At 48.5% G+C, this 17,119-nt stretch carries 12 protein-coding genes and 1 tRNA gene; 3 read left to right on the forward strand and 10 right to left on the reverse strand.

Annotated elements, in window-relative coordinates; genetic code table 11:
- Nucleotides 1-564 precede the first annotated feature (564 nt).
- The 6 genes from BMX68_RS17715 to pilV all read right to left on the reverse strand — a co-directional run bounded on the left by BMX68_RS17715 (nt 565) and on the right by pilV (nt 9,291).
- The gene (locus BMX68_RS17715; RefSeq protein ID WP_017132517.1) at nt 565-1,872 is read right to left on the reverse strand and encodes an ankyrin repeat domain-containing protein; all 1,308 of its coding nucleotides are present in this window, start codon (nt 1,870-1,872) and stop codon (nt 565-567) included.
- A 701-nt stretch (nt 1,873-2,573) separates the two neighbouring features.
- The gene (locus tag BMX68_RS25605) at nt 2,574-3,593 is read right to left on the reverse strand and encodes a hypothetical protein (protein WP_143063317.1); all 1,020 of its coding nucleotides are present in this window, start codon (nt 3,591-3,593) and stop codon (nt 2,574-2,576) included.
- The gene (locus BMX68_RS17720) at nt 3,590-5,314 is read right to left on the reverse strand and encodes an ORC-CDC6 family AAA ATPase (protein ID WP_017132515.1); all 1,725 of its coding nucleotides are present in this window, start codon (nt 5,312-5,314) and stop codon (nt 3,590-3,592) included. Before BMX68_RS17720 ends, BMX68_RS25605 begins: the two co-directional genes overlap by 4 nt.
- A gap of 7 nt (nt 5,315-5,321) precedes the next feature.
- Nucleotides 5,322-6,536: an N-6 DNA methylase gene (locus BMX68_RS17725; RefSeq protein WP_074862437.1), complete on the reverse strand. Its 1,215-nt coding sequence runs from the start codon at nt 6,534-6,536 to the stop codon at nt 5,322-5,324.
- 226 nt (nt 6,537-6,762) lie between these two features.
- Nucleotides 6,763-7,809: a site-specific integrase gene (locus BMX68_RS17730; RefSeq protein ID WP_017132513.1), complete on the reverse strand. Its 1,047-nt coding sequence runs from the start codon at nt 7,807-7,809 to the stop codon at nt 6,763-6,765.
- 219 nt (nt 7,810-8,028) lie between these two features.
- On the reverse strand, nt 8,029-9,291 hold the full coding sequence (gene pilV / locus BMX68_RS17735) for a shufflon system plasmid conjugative transfer pilus tip adhesin PilV (protein ID WP_017132512.1): 1,263 nt from the start codon (nt 9,289-9,291) through the stop codon (nt 8,029-8,031).
- 41 nt (nt 9,292-9,332) lie between these two features.
- Between pilV and BMX68_RS17740 the strand changes: the two genes are divergently transcribed.
- Complete coding sequence (locus BMX68_RS17740) at nt 9,333-9,671, forward strand: hypothetical protein (protein WP_017132511.1); 339 nt, start codon at nt 9,333-9,335, stop codon at nt 9,669-9,671.
- Nucleotides 9,672-9,697: 26 nt separating this feature from the next.
- On the opposite strand, the gene BMX68_RS17745 is transcribed toward BMX68_RS17740, so the two are convergent.
- On the reverse strand, nt 9,698-11,962 hold the full coding sequence (locus tag BMX68_RS17745) for a DotA/TraY family protein (protein ID WP_017132510.1): 2,265 nt from the start codon (nt 11,960-11,962) through the stop codon (nt 9,698-9,700).
- A gap of 1,110 nt (nt 11,963-13,072) precedes the next feature.
- On the opposite strand from BMX68_RS17745, the gene BMX68_RS17755 reads away from it, so the two are divergent.
- On the forward strand, nt 13,073-13,300 hold the full coding sequence (locus BMX68_RS17755; protein ID WP_017132509.1) for a hypothetical protein: 228 nt from the start codon (nt 13,073-13,075) through the stop codon (nt 13,298-13,300).
- 8 nt (nt 13,301-13,308) lie between these two features.
- Nucleotides 13,309-13,740 (forward strand): hypothetical protein, encoded by a 432-nt coding sequence (locus BMX68_RS25610; protein ID WP_143063318.1) that lies wholly within the window; start codon nt 13,309-13,311, stop codon nt 13,738-13,740.
- Nucleotides 13,741-13,821: 81 nt separating this feature from the next.
- Here BMX68_RS25610 and BMX68_RS17765 read toward each other — a convergent pair whose 3' ends face one another.
- From BMX68_RS17765 to BMX68_RS17775, 3 genes are all read right to left on the reverse strand, one after another.
- Complete coding sequence (locus BMX68_RS17765) at nt 13,822-15,558, reverse strand: reverse transcriptase domain-containing protein (protein WP_074862444.1); 1,737 nt, start codon at nt 15,556-15,558, stop codon at nt 13,822-13,824.
- Nucleotides 15,559-15,780: 222 nt separating this feature from the next.
- On the reverse strand, nt 15,781-16,899 hold the full coding sequence (locus tag BMX68_RS17770) for a site-specific integrase (protein WP_017132506.1): 1,119 nt from the start codon (nt 16,897-16,899) through the stop codon (nt 15,781-15,783).
- Between the two features lie 96 nt (nt 16,900-16,995).
- A tRNA-Phe gene (locus BMX68_RS17775) sits at nt 16,996-17,071 on the reverse strand.
- Between the last annotated feature and the right edge of the window lie 48 nt (nt 17,072-17,119).

Genomic DNA, 17,119 nt, shown 5'->3' on the forward strand with positions numbered 1-17,119 from the left:
TGGACTTGGTAGTGGTCATTTTTACTTGATGTATTCAAGATCATCCAAATACATCCGGGTCGCAACCTAATGCAAGGCAGCAGTATCCGCGCAGGCAGTCCGCCCGCAACGCCACCATCATGAACATAATGGGTTTGTCGTATTTTTTGGTGAGCATCTTTTGTGGCTCATTGAAGTTTTGATGTTAAAGAGCTTACGGTTACTCCGTCTACTGTAAGAATTGACAGGTGTTTAGGTTCTTTTGGAATAATGTTAATTCTTGATAGCGATAACTAAAGCCGAAGGGGCTGGGACTGGATGAGGTTGGGAGCGTGGTGGCTGCGGGCGTCATCCGCTTGGACTTCAGGATCAGTCGCGGGAGAGGAGCGGCTGACCCGCTCGACCCCAGCGAGGCTTAGCGCTGTTGAGGGGTTTTTGTGTGCCGGCCAGCGTTATCAGGCCGGCTCCAGCCACTCCATGGCTCCAGGGGCCCTTGTGGTTGGCCGTCTGGTGGACCGGTATCGGTTTGATCAATGTTTACTGTCCTGATGGAACAGGGCCAGTGGTTGATTTTCCTGGTTCCAGTCAGAAATACGACATCAAATCGCTGGAGCGTAAATGCGCATTAACGGCCTGTAAGCGTTCCAAGCCCTCCTTGCTCAAGTCCCTGGCGCCTGTCAGTTGAGCGGCACTGTGCAGTACGGTGTTCTGAAACCGCTCGACTTTCTGGGGGGCAAGGTATTGCGCCTTGACTTGTTTATGGGCCTTGATTCGAACGACCACGCCCTTTGGCAGCGCGATGCCTTTGGCGGCACAACCCAGGCACAAGGTGGCCAAGTCTGGCAGGTCCCGCACCTCGATTTCCTTGAGCTTTCCGCCTTTGGCGCTTCCGGACAACGGATGGGCTTCGTTTTGGTAAGAATAACTATTGATTTTCTGGCTGAACCCGGAGCGTAGTGAGTGTGAAGCCAGATTTTTAATTTTCTCGAAGCCGAATACCACGGGAACAATACGTCCTTGGTTGAGCATTCCCAGGTAGGGCGCCTTGCCGTTTTCCAGGGAATGTTGCAACACTCTCGCGGCGCGGCGATAGAATTGCATCAATTCAGGACCTTGAATGACTCGGCTCTGTTCGCCCGATCGTAGCGTGACGCTGGCGGGCATTTGCAGTTCGTGGATGTGCTGATTCAGAGGCGCGGTGATGAATTTTTTACCGCCATTGCCATAGATGTGCTTTTTGTGCAAGAACGTCTGCAACCAGGTGGTACATTCCTCGTCGCTCATGTGGCCCAGATTGGCGACATCTATACGAACTCCTGGGGCGTTGGTTTGCAGCGGTATGCCTGCTTTCAGCGCCGTGAGCATGACTTGCGTCAGGCGATGTTGCTCTGCCCTGGAATATGCATTGCTGGATTTCTCGCCTTGACCTGCCGCGTAAATCCTCGGCTTGGAACGAAATCCCTTGCGTGTGGTTTGGTCGCCCGTGCTTTCCCGGGTGCGGTCTGAAAAGAACACTTTGCCTTCCAGTGACTCGCTCCCACCCTTTTGATCCGTCACGCCACCGATCAATGCCTGGGATTGCAGAATTTCCAAACCCCACGGGCTACCGTGAATAGCTTCGGGCTTCATGTAACCTAGCGGCGCGGTCGGGTTCAGCGATTGCAACAAGGCCATGCGCAGCCCCGACCGGCTGCGTTGGTCGATATCCCGTTTGCTGTCGAGCACATCAAGCGGCGAGTGACCAGCTTCATCCAGTGTATTGGCGCGCGCACCCGCGTTGCGCAATTGCCTGATGAGCTGCTCGTTGTTGTTTTCGACAGCTGTATGAAGGGGCAATTTGTTCGAGTCATGACCATATTGCGTGGGGGTCGAACGCGGACCGATGCGATTCATGGATTCCTCATCAATAGAAAATTAATCTGTGTGGTGAAAAGTACGCATCAGGTTCCATTGCGTGAGCCTACGGATAACCGATAGCGTCACAGCTTGGAGCCGGTCGGGGTTACTTCAAGGCATAGGTCCTTGGCGTCGATAAGCCGGTAAAGCTTGTCCTTCGGCTTGGCGGTGCGGACGGTGGTATCTGATAGTGGCAAAGCAGCCCCCTTGCAGGCCGCACCAGGCGGGCATTTAGCCGACGTGGTGTGAGTAGATTTCTAGACCGAACTGGATCTACTCACATCTGTTTGGGCTTACAAGGGAACGGTGGGGGAACCATGGAAAGCAAAAAGCCCGCACGAGGCGGGCTTCTTGTGGGCTTCCGGGTGGTTTTGGCACCACCTGAAATTAATTAGTGGTGCCCAGAGACGGAATCGAACCGCCGACACGGGGATTTTCAATTCGCCAATGTCGTTGCAACGCTAGATTACACTGGCGTTCGCTTGAGTAAGGTACATCACGGTAAAGTACTTATCAAACAGTGCTTTAGCGTACGGTACGTTACATTCGAGCTCGTCCGTACTGTACTGCTGGTGTACCTGAAAAGCCATGGTGCGGAGTATGTCTTGGAAGCAGTGTCTCATCACCCGGCTTAGGATCTGAGTACCAACCCTCGACAGGCGGCGGCAGCGGAGCTGCCTTGGTCTCGGGTTTATTGATCATTCAGCTCCTGCTCCAGGTTCTGGCGCGGGAGGCTCAACATTCTCAGCTACGATAGGCTGATGTGCTGGAACGGGCTGAGGATTAGGCACTGCAGGCTTTTTTGAGCCTTTAGCCAGCTTTAACAATGCAGCTTCTTTCTCTGAAATAAAACGGTTGTACATTTCTTTGACTGGAGGCGATTTTTCTAACTTAGTAGAAAAAAGTCTGTAATATTTTCCGAATAGTATTTTATCTGTTTCATAATTCCTGCTCCATAGTGCTTTGGGTAGCTGTTTATCATTTCCTTTACCCACTGGTGTAGTCGGGAATGTCCGATCCAGAATTGAGCGATATACAGAGTTGTTTATCGTTTTCATTATGATTCGTAACGTTAAAGCGATTTGCCCAAGAGCCGGCTTATCAAGAATCAACGGTTTCTCAAAAAGAGAACTATGGGATTCCAATCCTAGTGCTATAGCATTTTTTGCGCCTAATTTCCCAAATCTATGCACGCAGCAGTGCCGTAGCTGACATATTTTGTCGAATTCTTGGGCTGTGGTGTCATCCAGGATTAAGTCAATGTCTACAAGATTTTTAAATGTGTTAACTATATTTTCGCATGATATGAATGATGCATTGTCCATCAGCGCTTCTGGCATCAGTGGCTTGCTATGATGAAGCGCGGCGCCGAAAGTGATAGGTTTGTTTTCGGCATTTTTTAGCGATATAACATCGACCTGAATGATGGAGCGTATTAACGCTCTAACATAGCTTTCAACTGCTGAAATATATCCAAGAAATACAATGCTTAAAAATTCCTTTGATACGTTTTCCTGATTTGACCATAAAAGATTAAGAGTGTTTGAGTTTGCTATAAACTGATCAAGGGGGGATGAAGTGCTTTCTTTAGCAGTTTTGTCAAAAAGTTTTTGAGTATCAATAGTTTTAGTTATCGCTCCAGCTTGAACAATAGCTGAGTAGTCTGCGGATGTAGTTATTACTTTCGCTGGGGTCAGGGCTTGCGTTGGGGTAGTCATTGAAGAAACTCGTCAACAAAGCTGGTTACAACCTTAATCATCTTTTCGGCCCTGGCTTGGCCCACGCGATGTATCCTTCGGAGTTCCGTTCCTGGATCTTGTACCGAGAGAAGGTCTCCAATTGTTTTAAACTTTGGCAAGTCTTCTTTAAGTCGGGATATCTGCCATTTGGTGAGGCCGGGTATCTCGTGAAGGGGAAGAGACATACATTTTTCAAATGTCGAGCTAGAAAGAAGTTCTGTGCCGCAGTTGTGACAGAACTTCTGACTGGAATTTATCCTGTCATGACCACAGTTGCCACAGGGCGGCAAGTCAAAGCGGAGTGATGCAAGTTCTTTTGTAGTGAAAATATTCGTGACAGAGCGTCGCAGTGGTTGCCTAGTAGATTTTTTACTTAGTTTTTCCACTACGGATTTTGCTGACCATCCACGCGCATTTGCAGAAAATGCCCGTTCTCTAAAAAGAGCTGCAATATGAGGTATATATCGGTCATACGTTCTTTCTTCGCCGTGAGATACGGCTTCGGCTACTGGATATAGCAGGCCTGCTTCAACAAGGAGATTGAACATTCTTTGTACCATAGGTAGATCGTTGGCGCCTGAAATACCTATGAGTAATTGTTTTGATCCGCGCTCAACAAGCTTGTCGTTAAACTCTTTTAATGACGTCACGAGTTTATTGAAAAGTTGCTCTCCGTGTTCGATGAGAGTCTTTAATTTTGGAGCTTTAATAATAAGAGATCGAAATTCTTCCTGTCGGGCTTCAATGTGCGACTGGACGATTCTATTCAGGCCTTGTTGAGTGGTCTTGAACTGTTTCTTTTGAAACTCTTGAAGCATGTGTAGGTAAGCACGTGGTATTCCAAATGCGGCGTATTCTAAGTACTGTCTAACGTCTTCTGGGATTTCTTCAAAGTCGGGAATGCGACGTGCAGCGATTGTCGACATCGTTTGGCTATAAAATGCGTCAGTAACACTCAACCAAACAGGCTCGAAGCTACCCTCTTGAGTGGGATGGAAGCGCGATCCATACTCTGTTGTTCCAGGGTAGACGGAAGCTTTAGGCGAAATTTCAGAGGTTTTTATTGTTCTGAAGATTTCAAAAAATTCGGCCATATATTCTGGCGTTAGTGTAAGTGCCGCATCATCCAGGAGTAACACTGCACGAGTGCGCCCTGCTAGAGCTACATGGTTGTCTATGATTCTTTTGGTGTTATGTAGGGTCAGAAGATTGGTTAGATCTAGTTCGGACTGGGAGAGTGGCAGACTTTTTTCTAGTTTGGAAATCAAGTTTTGAAGTGCTTGAATGTCAATATATTCAAGCGATTCTTCAATTTCCTCTAAAGAAAACTCTTCATCAAGATCCATGATTGTTTCATGCGCAGCAAGAATGATTCTCGCCAATACCCATGCGTGAAATAAGTTTATTGCGTTTGCTCGGCTGATAAGCATCGGCTCTAGGCGATAGTACCGATTGAAAGATATGTAAATGGCTAATGGTTTTCTGATATCTTCTTTGCAAAGAATAGAAGCATAACGCATCATGTGCGTTTTTCCGCATCCGCGGGGGCCTACAATAAGGGTTGTTTGTTTTTTTATTAAATTCGCAATGATGTCGTCAAAAAAATCGCTTGTTGCAGTGCCTTCTCGAAGCTCTTCGTTAGTAATGAAGTCAGCGCGTTGTTCTAATGCGATATCAAATTCTATGCTTTCATTTTCCATGAAAATTTCAATCCTTTTGAATTGGGAGGTCGAGCAAGTACTTGAGCGGAAGATGTCTTGCGCTGACCCCATGCGCTCTAGAGGTAAGAAAAGCTTTGCCTGCCTTACTGGTAAGCTGTTTTAGAATCAATCGACGCCACTTTTTTGGAGCTTGTATTCTGTATATGCAGTCTGTTATCGGTAATGTGCCTTTAGATACGATGCAAACGCGCTCCTCTAAATCCCTGCCGACACGCGCTATCAAAATATCCCCAGTTGTTGCAAATACTGCATCCTCTGGCGAATTCAGATTCGAACCGATAGTAGTAAGGTCTAACGAGGTGCTGCCAGGTCGTAGATCTGATGTATGCAAAACGTCAAACTGCGCTTCTCGGGCTTGACGTGAGTTTAACTTTCCTCTGGAAATTGAGCAGCCGATACTGGATAGAGTCACTGTAGATGATCTAAGCGTCTGAAGGGATTTCGCAGAGTAGTAGCTATAGTCTAGAGTTTGCACCGCCTCTTTTGCGCTTATAAGCATTGTGTCACTGTCTGAATCTAAATGTTGTAATTTTATAGGTGAAGAACTGTCGCCATTTTTTGTGATGATTAAAATATGTGCCTGTGCTTCAGTTCCCACAAATACATTTCGCGGCAGCTTTATTACCGAATCTATAGAGTGTTCTTGTAAAATTAACTCTCTAAGTTTTTTATTCTTTTCACCGGATACAAAACCGTCGGGAACTATTAGACCTAATTGGCCACCTTGTTTTAGGGAAAGCAAATTTTGAGCGATAAAAATGAATTCGGCGGAGGCGTATTTAATCGCTTGCAATTGTGTGGCAAAACCGGCTTGTTCAAGAATACTTTTATATTCGTCGCGCCACTTTGGCTTGATAAATGGAGGGTTGCACAACGCAATATCTACAGACTCTGGTGAAATTCCAATGTCCTGTATTAAGCTTGGAGAAAGTGCATCTTTCAAATAGTGAAAGTGTCTGATTTCAGAGTTGTTGGCGCTGTCGCTTCCCATGAGCGGATGGCGATCGATGTCAACGGTGATGTAAAGCGCCTGCGCCCAACGATTATATGCAGCCCGTGAAAGAGCTCCGTCGCCGCTTCCCAGATCCAATATCAACTCTGGATTATTGACAGATAGGGCTGAAATCAGCGCTGCGCTAATTCTCTCCTTCGTATAATACCTACCCAGTGGGTCTGTAATTGATCCAGAAAGGATTGGCATTCTTCTCTATCCGCGTATGGTTTACGATTATTGTACCGGGTTCTATAGGTAGGCAGTAGGTACACGGTAGGGCATTTTCTATAGCTTTTGCGCTGAGTTATACCGTGCCTGAGCTCTGATGAAGGCTGTACATCATGATGCATAACCCGAGACCAAGGCAGCTCGGCTGCCGCAGCAGGTCGAGGGTTGGTGGCACAGTCTCGGATTGTACTTCGGCGGCATCGGATCACGAGCCTTGATCCTTCAGTGCTTGCATGCCCGGAATATTGCTTCGCGTCTGTAGGATCGGTCGTGCAGCTTGTACTGACGACGGTCTAACCCCTTCACTTCCCGATTTTCCGATTTGGAATTGGCCATAATAGCTCGCTGTTTTGTTCACGCAGTGCCCAATAGCCGCTGACACGTCGTCTTGGCTCAATCTCTGCTCACGTTTGAGGTCGCTGGCAAAGGCGTGACGCAGGCAATAAGGGGTCACCCTTGGGCCGTTCGGCCAAAGTTTTTTCCCTGCTTCGGCCATGGCTGATCTGAAATTTGTTTGTTTCTCGATAGAAATGACATCCGACCCGCTTTTGGCTTGGTGCTTGCGTTGGAGGGTCTCAATGAGGCTACGTATCAGTGGGTGATCGTGATCCTTTAGTGAATACCGAATCTCCCTCCACGGTTGTCCCTTATTCTCGGAGACCTTGATTCCGCTATCAATGCGTATCAGCAGATCGCCATCAGAAAAGGTGACTTTTATGCCTTTTTCGAGCTCACCTGGTCGACAACCGCTAATCGCGCTTACAAGGTAAGGGATCTTGTATTTGCCATGCTCGGTTTTGTCCGCCATCAGATCGCGCCAGTTAGACGGCAATCTATGAAGATCTTGACGCTTGGATCTTCGCCTTCTGGTCGTTTCTAACGGCTTGGCATTTGTACTTTTGGTGATCGTATCGAGCAATCTCAAGGTCCCACTAATGACCTCTATATGCCGATGGAATTCTTCGATGTGCTGATCTCGTTGCGCCTTATCCTGAAGACGCAATTGTTTCTCAAGTATCTGCATCAGGACGTACTTAATCGCGGCCTTGCGTCTGTGGTAGGTCGATTTACTTTCTGTATCGCGGATGGCGGGAAGAATTTTATTGATGTCCGAATCGCTTTTGGCGAACAGTCGTTGTGCCTCGCTCTCATATCCTTTTATGGTTTGCTCAGATAGAGAACTTGGTTTCTGATTTTTTAAATGTTGCCTTGCTTCTACAGCGAGAGCGAATGCTTCTGACTGTGTCCTCATATCTATTCCTTTTCGTGACCTGAGACTTTTCTGTGGCTGACGGAAAGGGCGCTTTTCACTACGTGAATCGACTACGTCGACCAGCGCCCACATTCACGCAGGTGCGTGAATGTGTTTTATTTTTAGGTCACATGTGGTGTATTTTTTTTAGGTCACTGATGACTATCGTATTTAGGTCACGAGTGGCCCTATTTACTTGTCCTGAGATTTGGACTTTTGCTATGGCAGGACGCACGAGTACATAAAGCAAGGTTGGCAACTACCGTTAACTTGCCCACCTGTAAGGACCGGCATTAGTCCCGCAGGGCAATTAAATCCACCTGTCATTTGGTTTACGTAAGTTCCAGCTCCACCAGTCATGAATCCGCTGCCAATGCCGCGGATGCTACCCGTCCCCTTCCATACGCCGGATTGGCAAGATAGTGTTAGGCCTGCCGCGTTTCGGCCGACTAGGCCATTGGGGGAGCACGCTGCACCTTCAGTCGCAACGCCGTTGAGCTGTAGATACTCACCTACGGTGGTTCTGCCGTTAGACTGCAAAGTCCCACCCGCAATCGCCCCGCCGGTGTAAACGCCCTTGTCACCATAGGAGCGAACCCAGTTAGGATCGGTCATATACCAGCCACCGTTCCACTTTTCGTTGTACCAGCCGGTGTCGCCTCGAGTCCTGAACCAGCCGCCGGTATAGGTTTCACCGGTGGTGTCCGTTGTACCCGCTTTAACTGTGCCGGTAACCGCAGCGTTGCTGGCGTTTACAGTCGTTGCATTGACATTCGTGGCGTTCACATTTGCAGCGTTGTTGAGGTTGTTTCCCTTCATATCGATCGAGGTGTTCATTTCATTGACTTCCGGATGGCCCGGCACAGCGTTCCGGTAGAGGTAGTCGTTGGTGAGGGCTCCATCATCGAAAAACAGTGCGGTCGCAAGATGGCCTTCACCTGGTGAAATGCCATAGGGCGCCAAAGAAACATTCCACCCTCCATATGTACCTTCAACGACACTGGTATCGATGTTCGAAATGTACCCGCCTCTTGCACCCACCTGCTTGGAGATTCGACGGATGCTGGTTTCCGGAATTGTTTCCCCTCCGGTAGTGATGACCAGGGTTTGAAGCTTGTTTGCTGTTGGCTTAATAGCAAGTACCGAATAGCTTTGGCCAAAGTTATTTATGTCAGTCACGCTGGGTGGTAGATAACCGGTGTTTTTAAGCATGCTCACGGTAATGTTGGCCGGCGCCGTCGGTGTTGCGACATTGAGAACGGCGGCGTAGTTGTCTTTAATGTATGCACTTGCTGCATCCGAAATGATTTTTTGATGATCAGCCGCAGATTGTCCCGCCATGTTATCTGCATGGTCGAACATCGCTTGAGAGCCAATCCCCAATGCTGCTACCACCAGTATCAGTACAACAATCATTTCTATTGCGGCAAAGCCTGATTGCCTACTGGATTTTAAGTTGATTTGCTGCTTGAATCTCCGCATGATTTCTCTCTTTGAGTTTTAGTCTGCTTTGGAGGTTTTGAATGAGTAACTCTGATTATCAAGGTGGTCTTGGTGCCGGTTTTGCTCGCGCACGATCCATCCAGAATGAATATGAATCTAAGATTGCTGAGTGGCGTGCTCACTCAAATAAATTAAAGACTCAAGTTTCCGTACTGAATGAGCGTGTGGTAATCATGCAAGCCGATTTCGACGCGAATAATCATTTGCTCCGCTTGCTCATGGATGAATTAAGAGCTGTAAACCCAAACTCTCATTTGTTAATCAAGCAAAATCGTGATGCCATTCGCCAAGAGGTTTTCGAGGAGTGCATGATTGAAAGTGGCTATGAAGTCTCAAGCCCGAAAGGCTTTTCCCGGTAATAACCTCTTTCCCCAAGACTGAGTTCTCAGTCACCTGGTCTCGGGCCACTTCCAAGAAGATCTTTATTGCTTGGTGATTTTGAGCCGCTCGGCCCCGGGGTGCCGCTTCCCTCCGGCCCAAGTGACTTATGCCAACCCCCGCCCAAGCCTCCAGACGCCCCATGCTTGGCCTCTCTGACACCACCGATGAAAACATCGTGACCGCTGTCGCCAGTGCTCTGGGCGTCTCCGATGCCGCCGGCAGCGTGACCAATCCACCGAATGATGTTGTCTGGCACCCAATGGATCAGGCTAATAACGATGTGCACGACAGTGGTCATCACGATCACATGGATGGCCACGTAAGCTACGAAGGAGACTATCCCAGTCATGGAGTCAGCCTGAATGCCTGCTACAACGGACATGAAGCCAACGTTGATGAAGCCCACAATCGGCTGCGTCAGTAGCATTCCGCCTATCAGTCCAAACAGCATGAGCGCTGGGCGCATTACCAGCGAGAGGATCATCATGTAACCCTGGCCGGCCTTGCCGACTGCGTCGTCGCCGTCCGGGTGAACATGCGCAACGGCGAACAGGGGGGCGGCAATCACTGACTCAAGCACCAGGACGAACCAGTTCACTACGGAGGTAATCCATGTGATGAATGGGATCATTGGCACATAGGTGCTTAACGTGGCGCCGAAGAAAAATAAACTGATCAGTAAGACTGTGATCAATGAAGAAAGAAATTGGAAAACAGCTCCGGCATCGAAACCCACCTTCACCGTCGCCTGAGCTGCCCAAGAGTTTGAGACGCCCACTGCACTTGCCATCGCAGCCATCATCACCTCACCGGTCGTGACGATCACATCGCCGAAGGATTTCATCTGGCTCATGTGGTTCAAATTCGAGCCGGCAATGCTCTGAGTCATCTGGTTGATAGCACCCATGAAAGGCGCCGAAAGCATTTTTTTGACGTACTCCCATGCTCCTTCGCCGTCCCTTGGTGCGCGAATGTTCGTATCGGTGTAGTAAACGTTTCTGATGGACTCAACCCGATTCTTTGCGTATTCATCGGCTGTCGTGATGACGTCCTGATACGTCTGCAGTGACTCCTTCGTTTCCTTGTCGACGATGTCGATGGGCTCGGCTGCCGGTAGAGCATTCAAGGTCGACTGCATGACGTCGTTCATTTTGACGATGTGGTTGTACCAGGTTCCGGCAAAGAGCCACCCGCCGTCTTTCGCGCCTGAGAGGAAGTCAGCCCGGGCTCGATCGCTAGTCTGCGAAACGGCTGTTTTGGCTGCCGCCCGAAGTGAGTTTTCATACTTGTTTGCCGCAGAGTCGAGGGCACCAGCTTCAGGCTTCTGCCCTGCAACGATCTGCTGAGCCGTCGGACGAATATCGAGGATCATCTGCTGAACGGCTTTTGCATGGGCTGCGAGGATCGGCTCCTTGATGATCTTTGTGTTGCTGTTGCCTTCCGAGGCCTCCCAGCTTTGTTTCCAGGTCAACGCGCCGCAAACATCAGGATTCATGTAAGAGCTGTCGTTGGCTTTCCATTTGTAGTCGATGACTGTGTACGAGGCATTGGCGTACCTCTGGATCATATTCGCCGCACCATAAACTGGGATGGCGTCCGGAAGAGCCACATTGAGCTCTCCGGTATTTACCACTTTGCGTGGTGAGGAAACCGCCTGAATCTTGGTTGAGCGCCCTGAGGCCGCAAACTGTTTGTTCATGGCTGCGGCGCACACCTCAAACTTCAGAATACTGGCCGCCAATGGTCGCGAATCAGGAATCATTGGGCGGGTGAGCATCCCGTCTTTCCCCATCTGGTCCACAGCCTGGCTCCAGATCGCGTCACCGATGCCGACGCCTTGAATCGCGAGCCAGAGCACGATGATTTGGATCAGCGAGTAGCCATGCCCGAGGGGGAGCAGCAGGGCGGTACCGCCGACAGTCCGAAGCGGAATCCAGATAGAGCTCATTTTCTTGCCAAGCACCTCTCCGTCATGCGCGGAGTCGATCGTGCCTTTGATCGTGGTGTAGCCCACGAAAAGCATGCCCAGGAAGAGCACTGCGCCACCGAAGACTCCCATCATGGAGCCCATAACGTCCTCGGCTTCCCCTGTTTGGACATTGCCTCCTGAATGGATGGTGCCGACGATGGATCCGAATACTTCCTCCAGAAAGTCGATCGACGTATCACCTGGTGGTGGAGTGAACTGCTGAAAGGGGCCGCCTGCGGCTAGGACTGGTTCGCAGGATAGAGCCGCAAGCAGCGTCAGCAAATGGAAGGTTAATCTCATTTCTCAACACTCGGGCTATTGGCTGAAACTGCGGTTACTGCCAAGGCGTCGTGCACGTACAGCAACGCGTAGGGCACCCCGGCCAGCCGCCAATACGAGCCGTGACCATTGAGATAGAGTTGCATCGATATGTAGGTTGCGGCCGCGGTCAAAGGAAATATCCACCATCGGCGGAGACCTCCCCATGCTCTATGTTGCCCTGCAGGTAACAAAATATTGGACAGCAGAAGCAATAGATAAAACATCCGATTTGTTAAAGTTGTAAGTTGGGGCGAAGAAAGAAGTGATCTTATGCGCGGCATGATAGAAGCTCCGCAACTTCAATGGTTCGGTAGAAGATCCTCCGGCCGACCTGAACTTTGCAGTTTGAGAGCCCTACAGCAAGCTTTGATCGTTGAAGTAAAAAAGCTCTGAGACCACCTGGAGTTTTCTCCAGAAGATTGGCCATCTGGTCTTGGGAAAGAAGCGGCCCATAGCGATGTAAAAATTCGGATTCGAATGTGGGCTTAAGATTAGTAGCTGCGTTCATTGACGGGCTCTCGAGTCAGGAAGAGTGCGCCCAGATCATTTGGAGTTTATTTGTTTTTTGTCAAATGTATTGTTGCGTATTATTTTTTATGCGCTTTTTTAATTTATGGGTGTTTGGGCTGAATTTTCGAAAAAACCCTATAGCGAGTGAGTATCAGATTTTAGCTATTATAGGGTTTGTGTGGCGAAGTGTGCTGTAAACCCCAAAATTTAAAATTTTTCATAAAGGGTTTTCAGTTGGGCGGTGGTGCCCCATATCCATTCACCTTGCTCCCCATAGACGTTCACTTCACGCTCCCCATAAGCTTTCACCTTACAAGAAGCTGCTCCCCATAAACGTTCACCATACGCCCCATATCCGTTCACCTTCGCCCCATAAGTATTCACCTAACTAGTACTGTGGGCCACGTAGATCACGGTGTGGAGTGTGTCTAAAGCTTTGTTTTGTATTGGCTAAAAGAAAAACATACAAACAGCACTGGACGGGAGGGGGGTTATTACCGAAACTAAAAGAAGTCAGCGCTTGCCCGGGGCGGCAACCCCAGGCAGCGCCTAACCACCAAGACCGCAGGAGGTCCTGAAATGGCTATGTCGATTGTATCTGAAAATCTTGTTGAAGATCTTCTCTACGAAGCGTCTCCGGAAGCTGATGCTCCAGAGTTTGACCACGAAATGAGGGGGCTCTGCGCCACGCTTCAACCGGCTCTTGATCAGGTTATTGCTGCCTATCAAGCTGCGGCGACGACGCTTTACACCGAGCGTGCGTTTCGTCTGTTTCTGTCAAACTTGATTTCGGCTGTGGAAGAATGATTGGAAAAATGAACGCTCCCTCTCATTCTCATCCGCTATATCGATTAGCGTGCTGCCCCTTTAAGCACGCTGAAATAGAGACCTTTGTAGAATTTGCTCTATTGATATGGTACTCGGATAATCTGCGGCCTGAAGAAGTGTTCAGAGATCTGGGAGGGGATGAAACCTCAAAGCGGAGGGCGATTTATTTAATCGATCGATTTCGACGTTATCCTTGCTTGACGGATGAGCGTGCAGAAGCGTTAAGGCTGTTCGTTATGGGATGGGATAGTTTAAAGCGAGAGACTAAAGTTCAGCGTAAAGACAACTCTATAAAAAGCCTAGACAAGCTAGCTCTTGAGTGGGGCCTAGATGAAGATGTGGTGCTTTTGGCCAAACATGTTTTGAAGTATCAAACTAGGCATTACGCAGCCACTGTCGGGATGAGAACGGGATATTGAAAGGGTCCGTTTTAATGCTAACGCAGCTCGTGTCTAGGCCTAGATTTTTAGACCTAGACTGAGCTTTCGAAGGTAGGTCGTTTAGCGCTTGTTCCCGTAGGATCTCGCAATTTCTCTGATCTGCTCAAATGTACCGGTGAAGCCTGATAGATCAATTTTATCGAAAGGCGCGACTCGCGAAAGGATATAGTCAGCAAATTTGTTTTTCGATAGAGCTACGTTGACTTTTTTGCTCATGTCAATTATTTCGCTGTCGTAGATTAGAGACTGCTTATTTGGTAATCGGCAAAATAGCGGTTTTTCACCTTTAAAGCAGCTAAGAGAATCAAATTCGTCCTTTGAAAATAATCTTCTACCTTCAATGTCCTCTTGGAACAACTGTTCATCTTTATAAAGGTGTTCAATACAAACAAACTGAGTGTCACGAAAATCAGGTACAGGAATCACCAAACTGAACACGTTGTTTCCGTGATCCTTATAGCTTCCCGGAGAGCCACCCATGTTACTAATTATGTCTTTCTCATCCCGGTCGAATATACAGATAGTCAGATGGCGTTGCAGTGCTTCACTTAAGTTTTCACATAAAGCCTTAAGTGCGGGACTTCCAGATTTTTTTGTCTCTTTAAAAAGTATATTGAGGTCGTCGAACTGGTTGGATCTTTTAAAATGCTCATAGGCATTTTTTAGATGTTTGTTGTCAGTAACACCTTCTGTATAGATATGGATTTCCTGGGCAATAGCTACGGTTATTTTTCTTTCGTCTAGCTTGTAGGTGTCATCAAGAGCTTTTAGCCTTCGAGCAAGTGAAAGAAAAACTGGGTCTGAGTAACCTTTTACGTGACCAATATGGTTAATCTTCCCTCTTACGACCCATTTAAATCTGGAGTCTGACTCGCTATGGCGGTTTTTTTTGTCGACTTTTTCTTTCCAGAAGTTTTCTGCAGACTCTAGTCCATGTTTTTCCCATGAATATAGTGCTGCCCTCACTTCTCGCGTGAACTCGCGAGGGACGTTTACTTTCTTATTAACTACTAAACCAGTAACTATTTGCCGTTCAGCCCGGCTTCGAAGAAATGCTTTTTCCTCGTTTATAGCAAATCCCGCGCCTTCGATTAAGTTCTTAAGTTCGTCTCCAATTTTTACGCTCCCATCTTCCATCTTTTCAGCTATTATTCTAGGGAACATTGCACCGCTATTGGAGAAAAATATGTCATCGGCGTAACGGGTGTAGTAACACTTGTTTTTGGCGGCAAGCTCTTTAAGGGTGTAATCTAATCCCTTGCACACAAGATTGCTAATTAGAGGGCTCGTAGGGGCGCCCTGAGTTAATCTTCCATCCTTCGTGCATAAAAAGCTAAGTGTTCTAGCGGCATCTCGGGATAATGAGAAAGGGGGGCTGGAAAATATGCCAATAACTCTTCTTTGAGTTATAGAGTGGAAGAAATCTTTTAGGTCAACTCGCAAAACCCATCGTTGAAAATCGTGGACATCTGCATTTTCAACAATTCCTCGATCTTGAACATAGGCAAATACACATGCCCTTGGTTTATAGTAGGGCTCGAATTTACCAAGGATGGTTTTCTGCAGGTCTTTTAACCCTTTCACTGGCGCTTCGACAATGCGCTCGCCCCCGCCTCTTTTGCTTATAGTGAAAGTCTTATATTTTTTATGATCTGGCAGGAAGTATGCGTAATAATTAAGTCGGCCTAAACTTATCCCCAGTTCCGCAGCTAGTTCTTTATTGTTTTTTATTTTTACAGTGGGGGCTAGGAGATCTAAAATTGAGGCGGGTAGAGGACTTACTTCGGGGACAGACATGCTTCCATTCTCTGCTGCGGAATTAGGTGGACTGCCCAGGACTCCAACTCCGGAGAGATGACCTCTATCCGGCCAACTCGAAGAGTCAAAGGTAAAAGCGCTACAAGCCAAGGCGAATTCGCCTCAGAAATGCGAGTCCTGAACAGTCGCGAGGCTATCCTAATGGCAAAATGAAGGCGCGGGAAGTCTCGCTGATCGTTTTCTACAGAAGGTAATATTGCCTCAGTTGGCCGCTCTTTCCTTTCTCTGCTTTTTGGCGTCTGCCTTATCGAGCGTCTCTACAAGGTCCTCCGTCCTTAAATGTGTGTATCGCTTGAGCATCTGCATCGATTTGTGGCCGCTGATGGCTGCAACTTGTTGATCGGAGAACAGGCCGGTTTCAACAAGCCCGCTCACCGCCTCATGGCGCAGGTCGTGAAAACGAAAATCCGCCATGCCGATTTTCTTCTTCATGTCGTTCCAGATCTTGGAAAACACATATGGACGTCGCTTGTCATCCTTGCCTGGTTCACCAAAGAAAACTAAGTCCGTGTCGGTCGGCCGCGCGGGGTTGTCCAGCGCCTCGGTAATCGCAGCTGTCGCCAGAGTGCTGAGAGGTACAGAGCGGTGCTCACCATTTTTGGTGTCTGAGAGCGTCACTACGCGCTTTTTGAGGTTGACCTGATGGCGACGCAGCGTCGTGATCTCTGAAGAGCGCATACCGGTTTCTACGGCGATTCTGACGATCCAGCCGAGCATGGGGTTGTGATAGGCGTTTACGGCTTTGAGAAGGCGTATTTTTTCCTCTGGAGCGAGGCGTCTATTTCTTCCTGGTCCAGGACTCGGCTTGCGGATGTTTGCTACCGGATTTTGTGGAAGGCCAATACGCCACTCTTGAATGGCTACCGTGAACAAGTTGCTGAGTAGGGCGAGTTCAAGGCGCACTGTGTTCGCGCTGACGTTCCTGGGGATGATCAGGCTATCTTTCTTGAGCTTCGTGCGCACAGGCTCGTTTAATCGCTTGTCGCGGTAGCCGGCGACGATATCTGGAGTTAATGCGGCGAGTGAGTATTTTCCCAGAAGACGTATTAGCGGTTCGGCCTTGGTCTTTTCGGCTTTTTGAGTGGAAGCTTTTTTGGAGGGAGTGACTTCGAGGAGATAGCGATGCAGGGCTGCTTCCAAAGTCATTTTTTCTGAAAGCGTTCGACGGACATACATCCCTCGGACCATTTCGTCCTCGGTGCTACGAGCCCAGTCTTCGGCATCACGTTTGGTTCGGAAGGTCTTGGAAGCTGTAGGCCATCCTTGCTTGCGGATGACTGCTTTCCATGTTGCGGAGGGGGTCTTTACTATTGTCGCCATCGCTGTCTCCAGAGCTTACGTATCGGCACTGTACCGAAACTGTACCTCTGGAGCGATGGACTAAGGCTTAGTGTTGCGCTAAGCCTTTGAAATTAGTGGTGCCCAGAGACGGAATCGAACCGCCGACACGGGGATTTTCAATCCCCTGCTCTACCGACTGAGCTATCTGGGCAACGGGGCGCATTAAACGGGTTTTTCGAGGATGCGTCAAGCATGATTT

It is taken from the genome of Pseudomonas agarici, assembly GCF_900109755.1.
GTDB lineage: Bacteria > Pseudomonadota > Gammaproteobacteria > Pseudomonadales > Pseudomonadaceae > Aquipseudomonas > Aquipseudomonas agarici.

Excerpts from the sequence above, each read along its gene's own strand:
- BMX68_RS17715 (WP_017132517.1), bottom strand. The coding sequence starts at position 1,872 with ATGAATCGCATCGGTCCGCGTTCGACCCCCACGCAATATGGTCATGAC.
- BMX68_RS25605 (WP_143063317.1), bottom strand. The coding sequence starts at position 3,593 with ATGACTACCCCAACGCAAGCCCTGACCCCAGCGAAAGTAATAACTACA.
- BMX68_RS17720 (WP_017132515.1), bottom strand. The coding sequence starts at position 5,314 with ATGGAAAATGAAAGCATAGAATTTGATATCGCATTAGAACAACGCGCT.
- BMX68_RS17725 (WP_074862437.1), bottom strand. The coding sequence starts at position 6,536 with ATGCCAATCCTTTCTGGATCAATTACAGACCCACTGGGTAGGTATTAT.
- BMX68_RS17730 (WP_017132513.1), bottom strand. The coding sequence starts at position 7,809 with ATGAGGACACAGTCAGAAGCATTCGCTCTCGCTGTAGAAGCAAGGCAA.
- pilV (WP_017132512.1), bottom strand. The coding sequence starts at position 9,291 with ATGCGGAGATTCAAGCAGCAAATCAACTTAAAATCCAGTAGGCAATCA.
- BMX68_RS17740 (WP_017132511.1), top strand. The coding sequence starts at position 9,333 with ATGAGTAACTCTGATTATCAAGGTGGTCTTGGTGCCGGTTTTGCTCGC.
- BMX68_RS17745 (WP_017132510.1), bottom strand. The coding sequence starts at position 11,962 with ATGAGATTAACCTTCCATTTGCTGACGCTGCTTGCGGCTCTATCCTGC.
- BMX68_RS17755 (WP_017132509.1), top strand. The coding sequence starts at position 13,073 with ATGGCTATGTCGATTGTATCTGAAAATCTTGTTGAAGATCTTCTCTAC.
- BMX68_RS25610 (WP_143063318.1), top strand. The coding sequence starts at position 13,309 with ATGAACGCTCCCTCTCATTCTCATCCGCTATATCGATTAGCGTGCTGC.
- BMX68_RS17765 (WP_074862444.1), bottom strand. The coding sequence starts at position 15,558 with ATGTCTGTCCCCGAAGTAAGTCCTCTACCCGCCTCAATTTTAGATCTC.
- BMX68_RS17770 (WP_017132506.1), bottom strand. The coding sequence starts at position 16,899 with ATGGCGACAATAGTAAAGACCCCCTCCGCAACATGGAAAGCAGTCATC.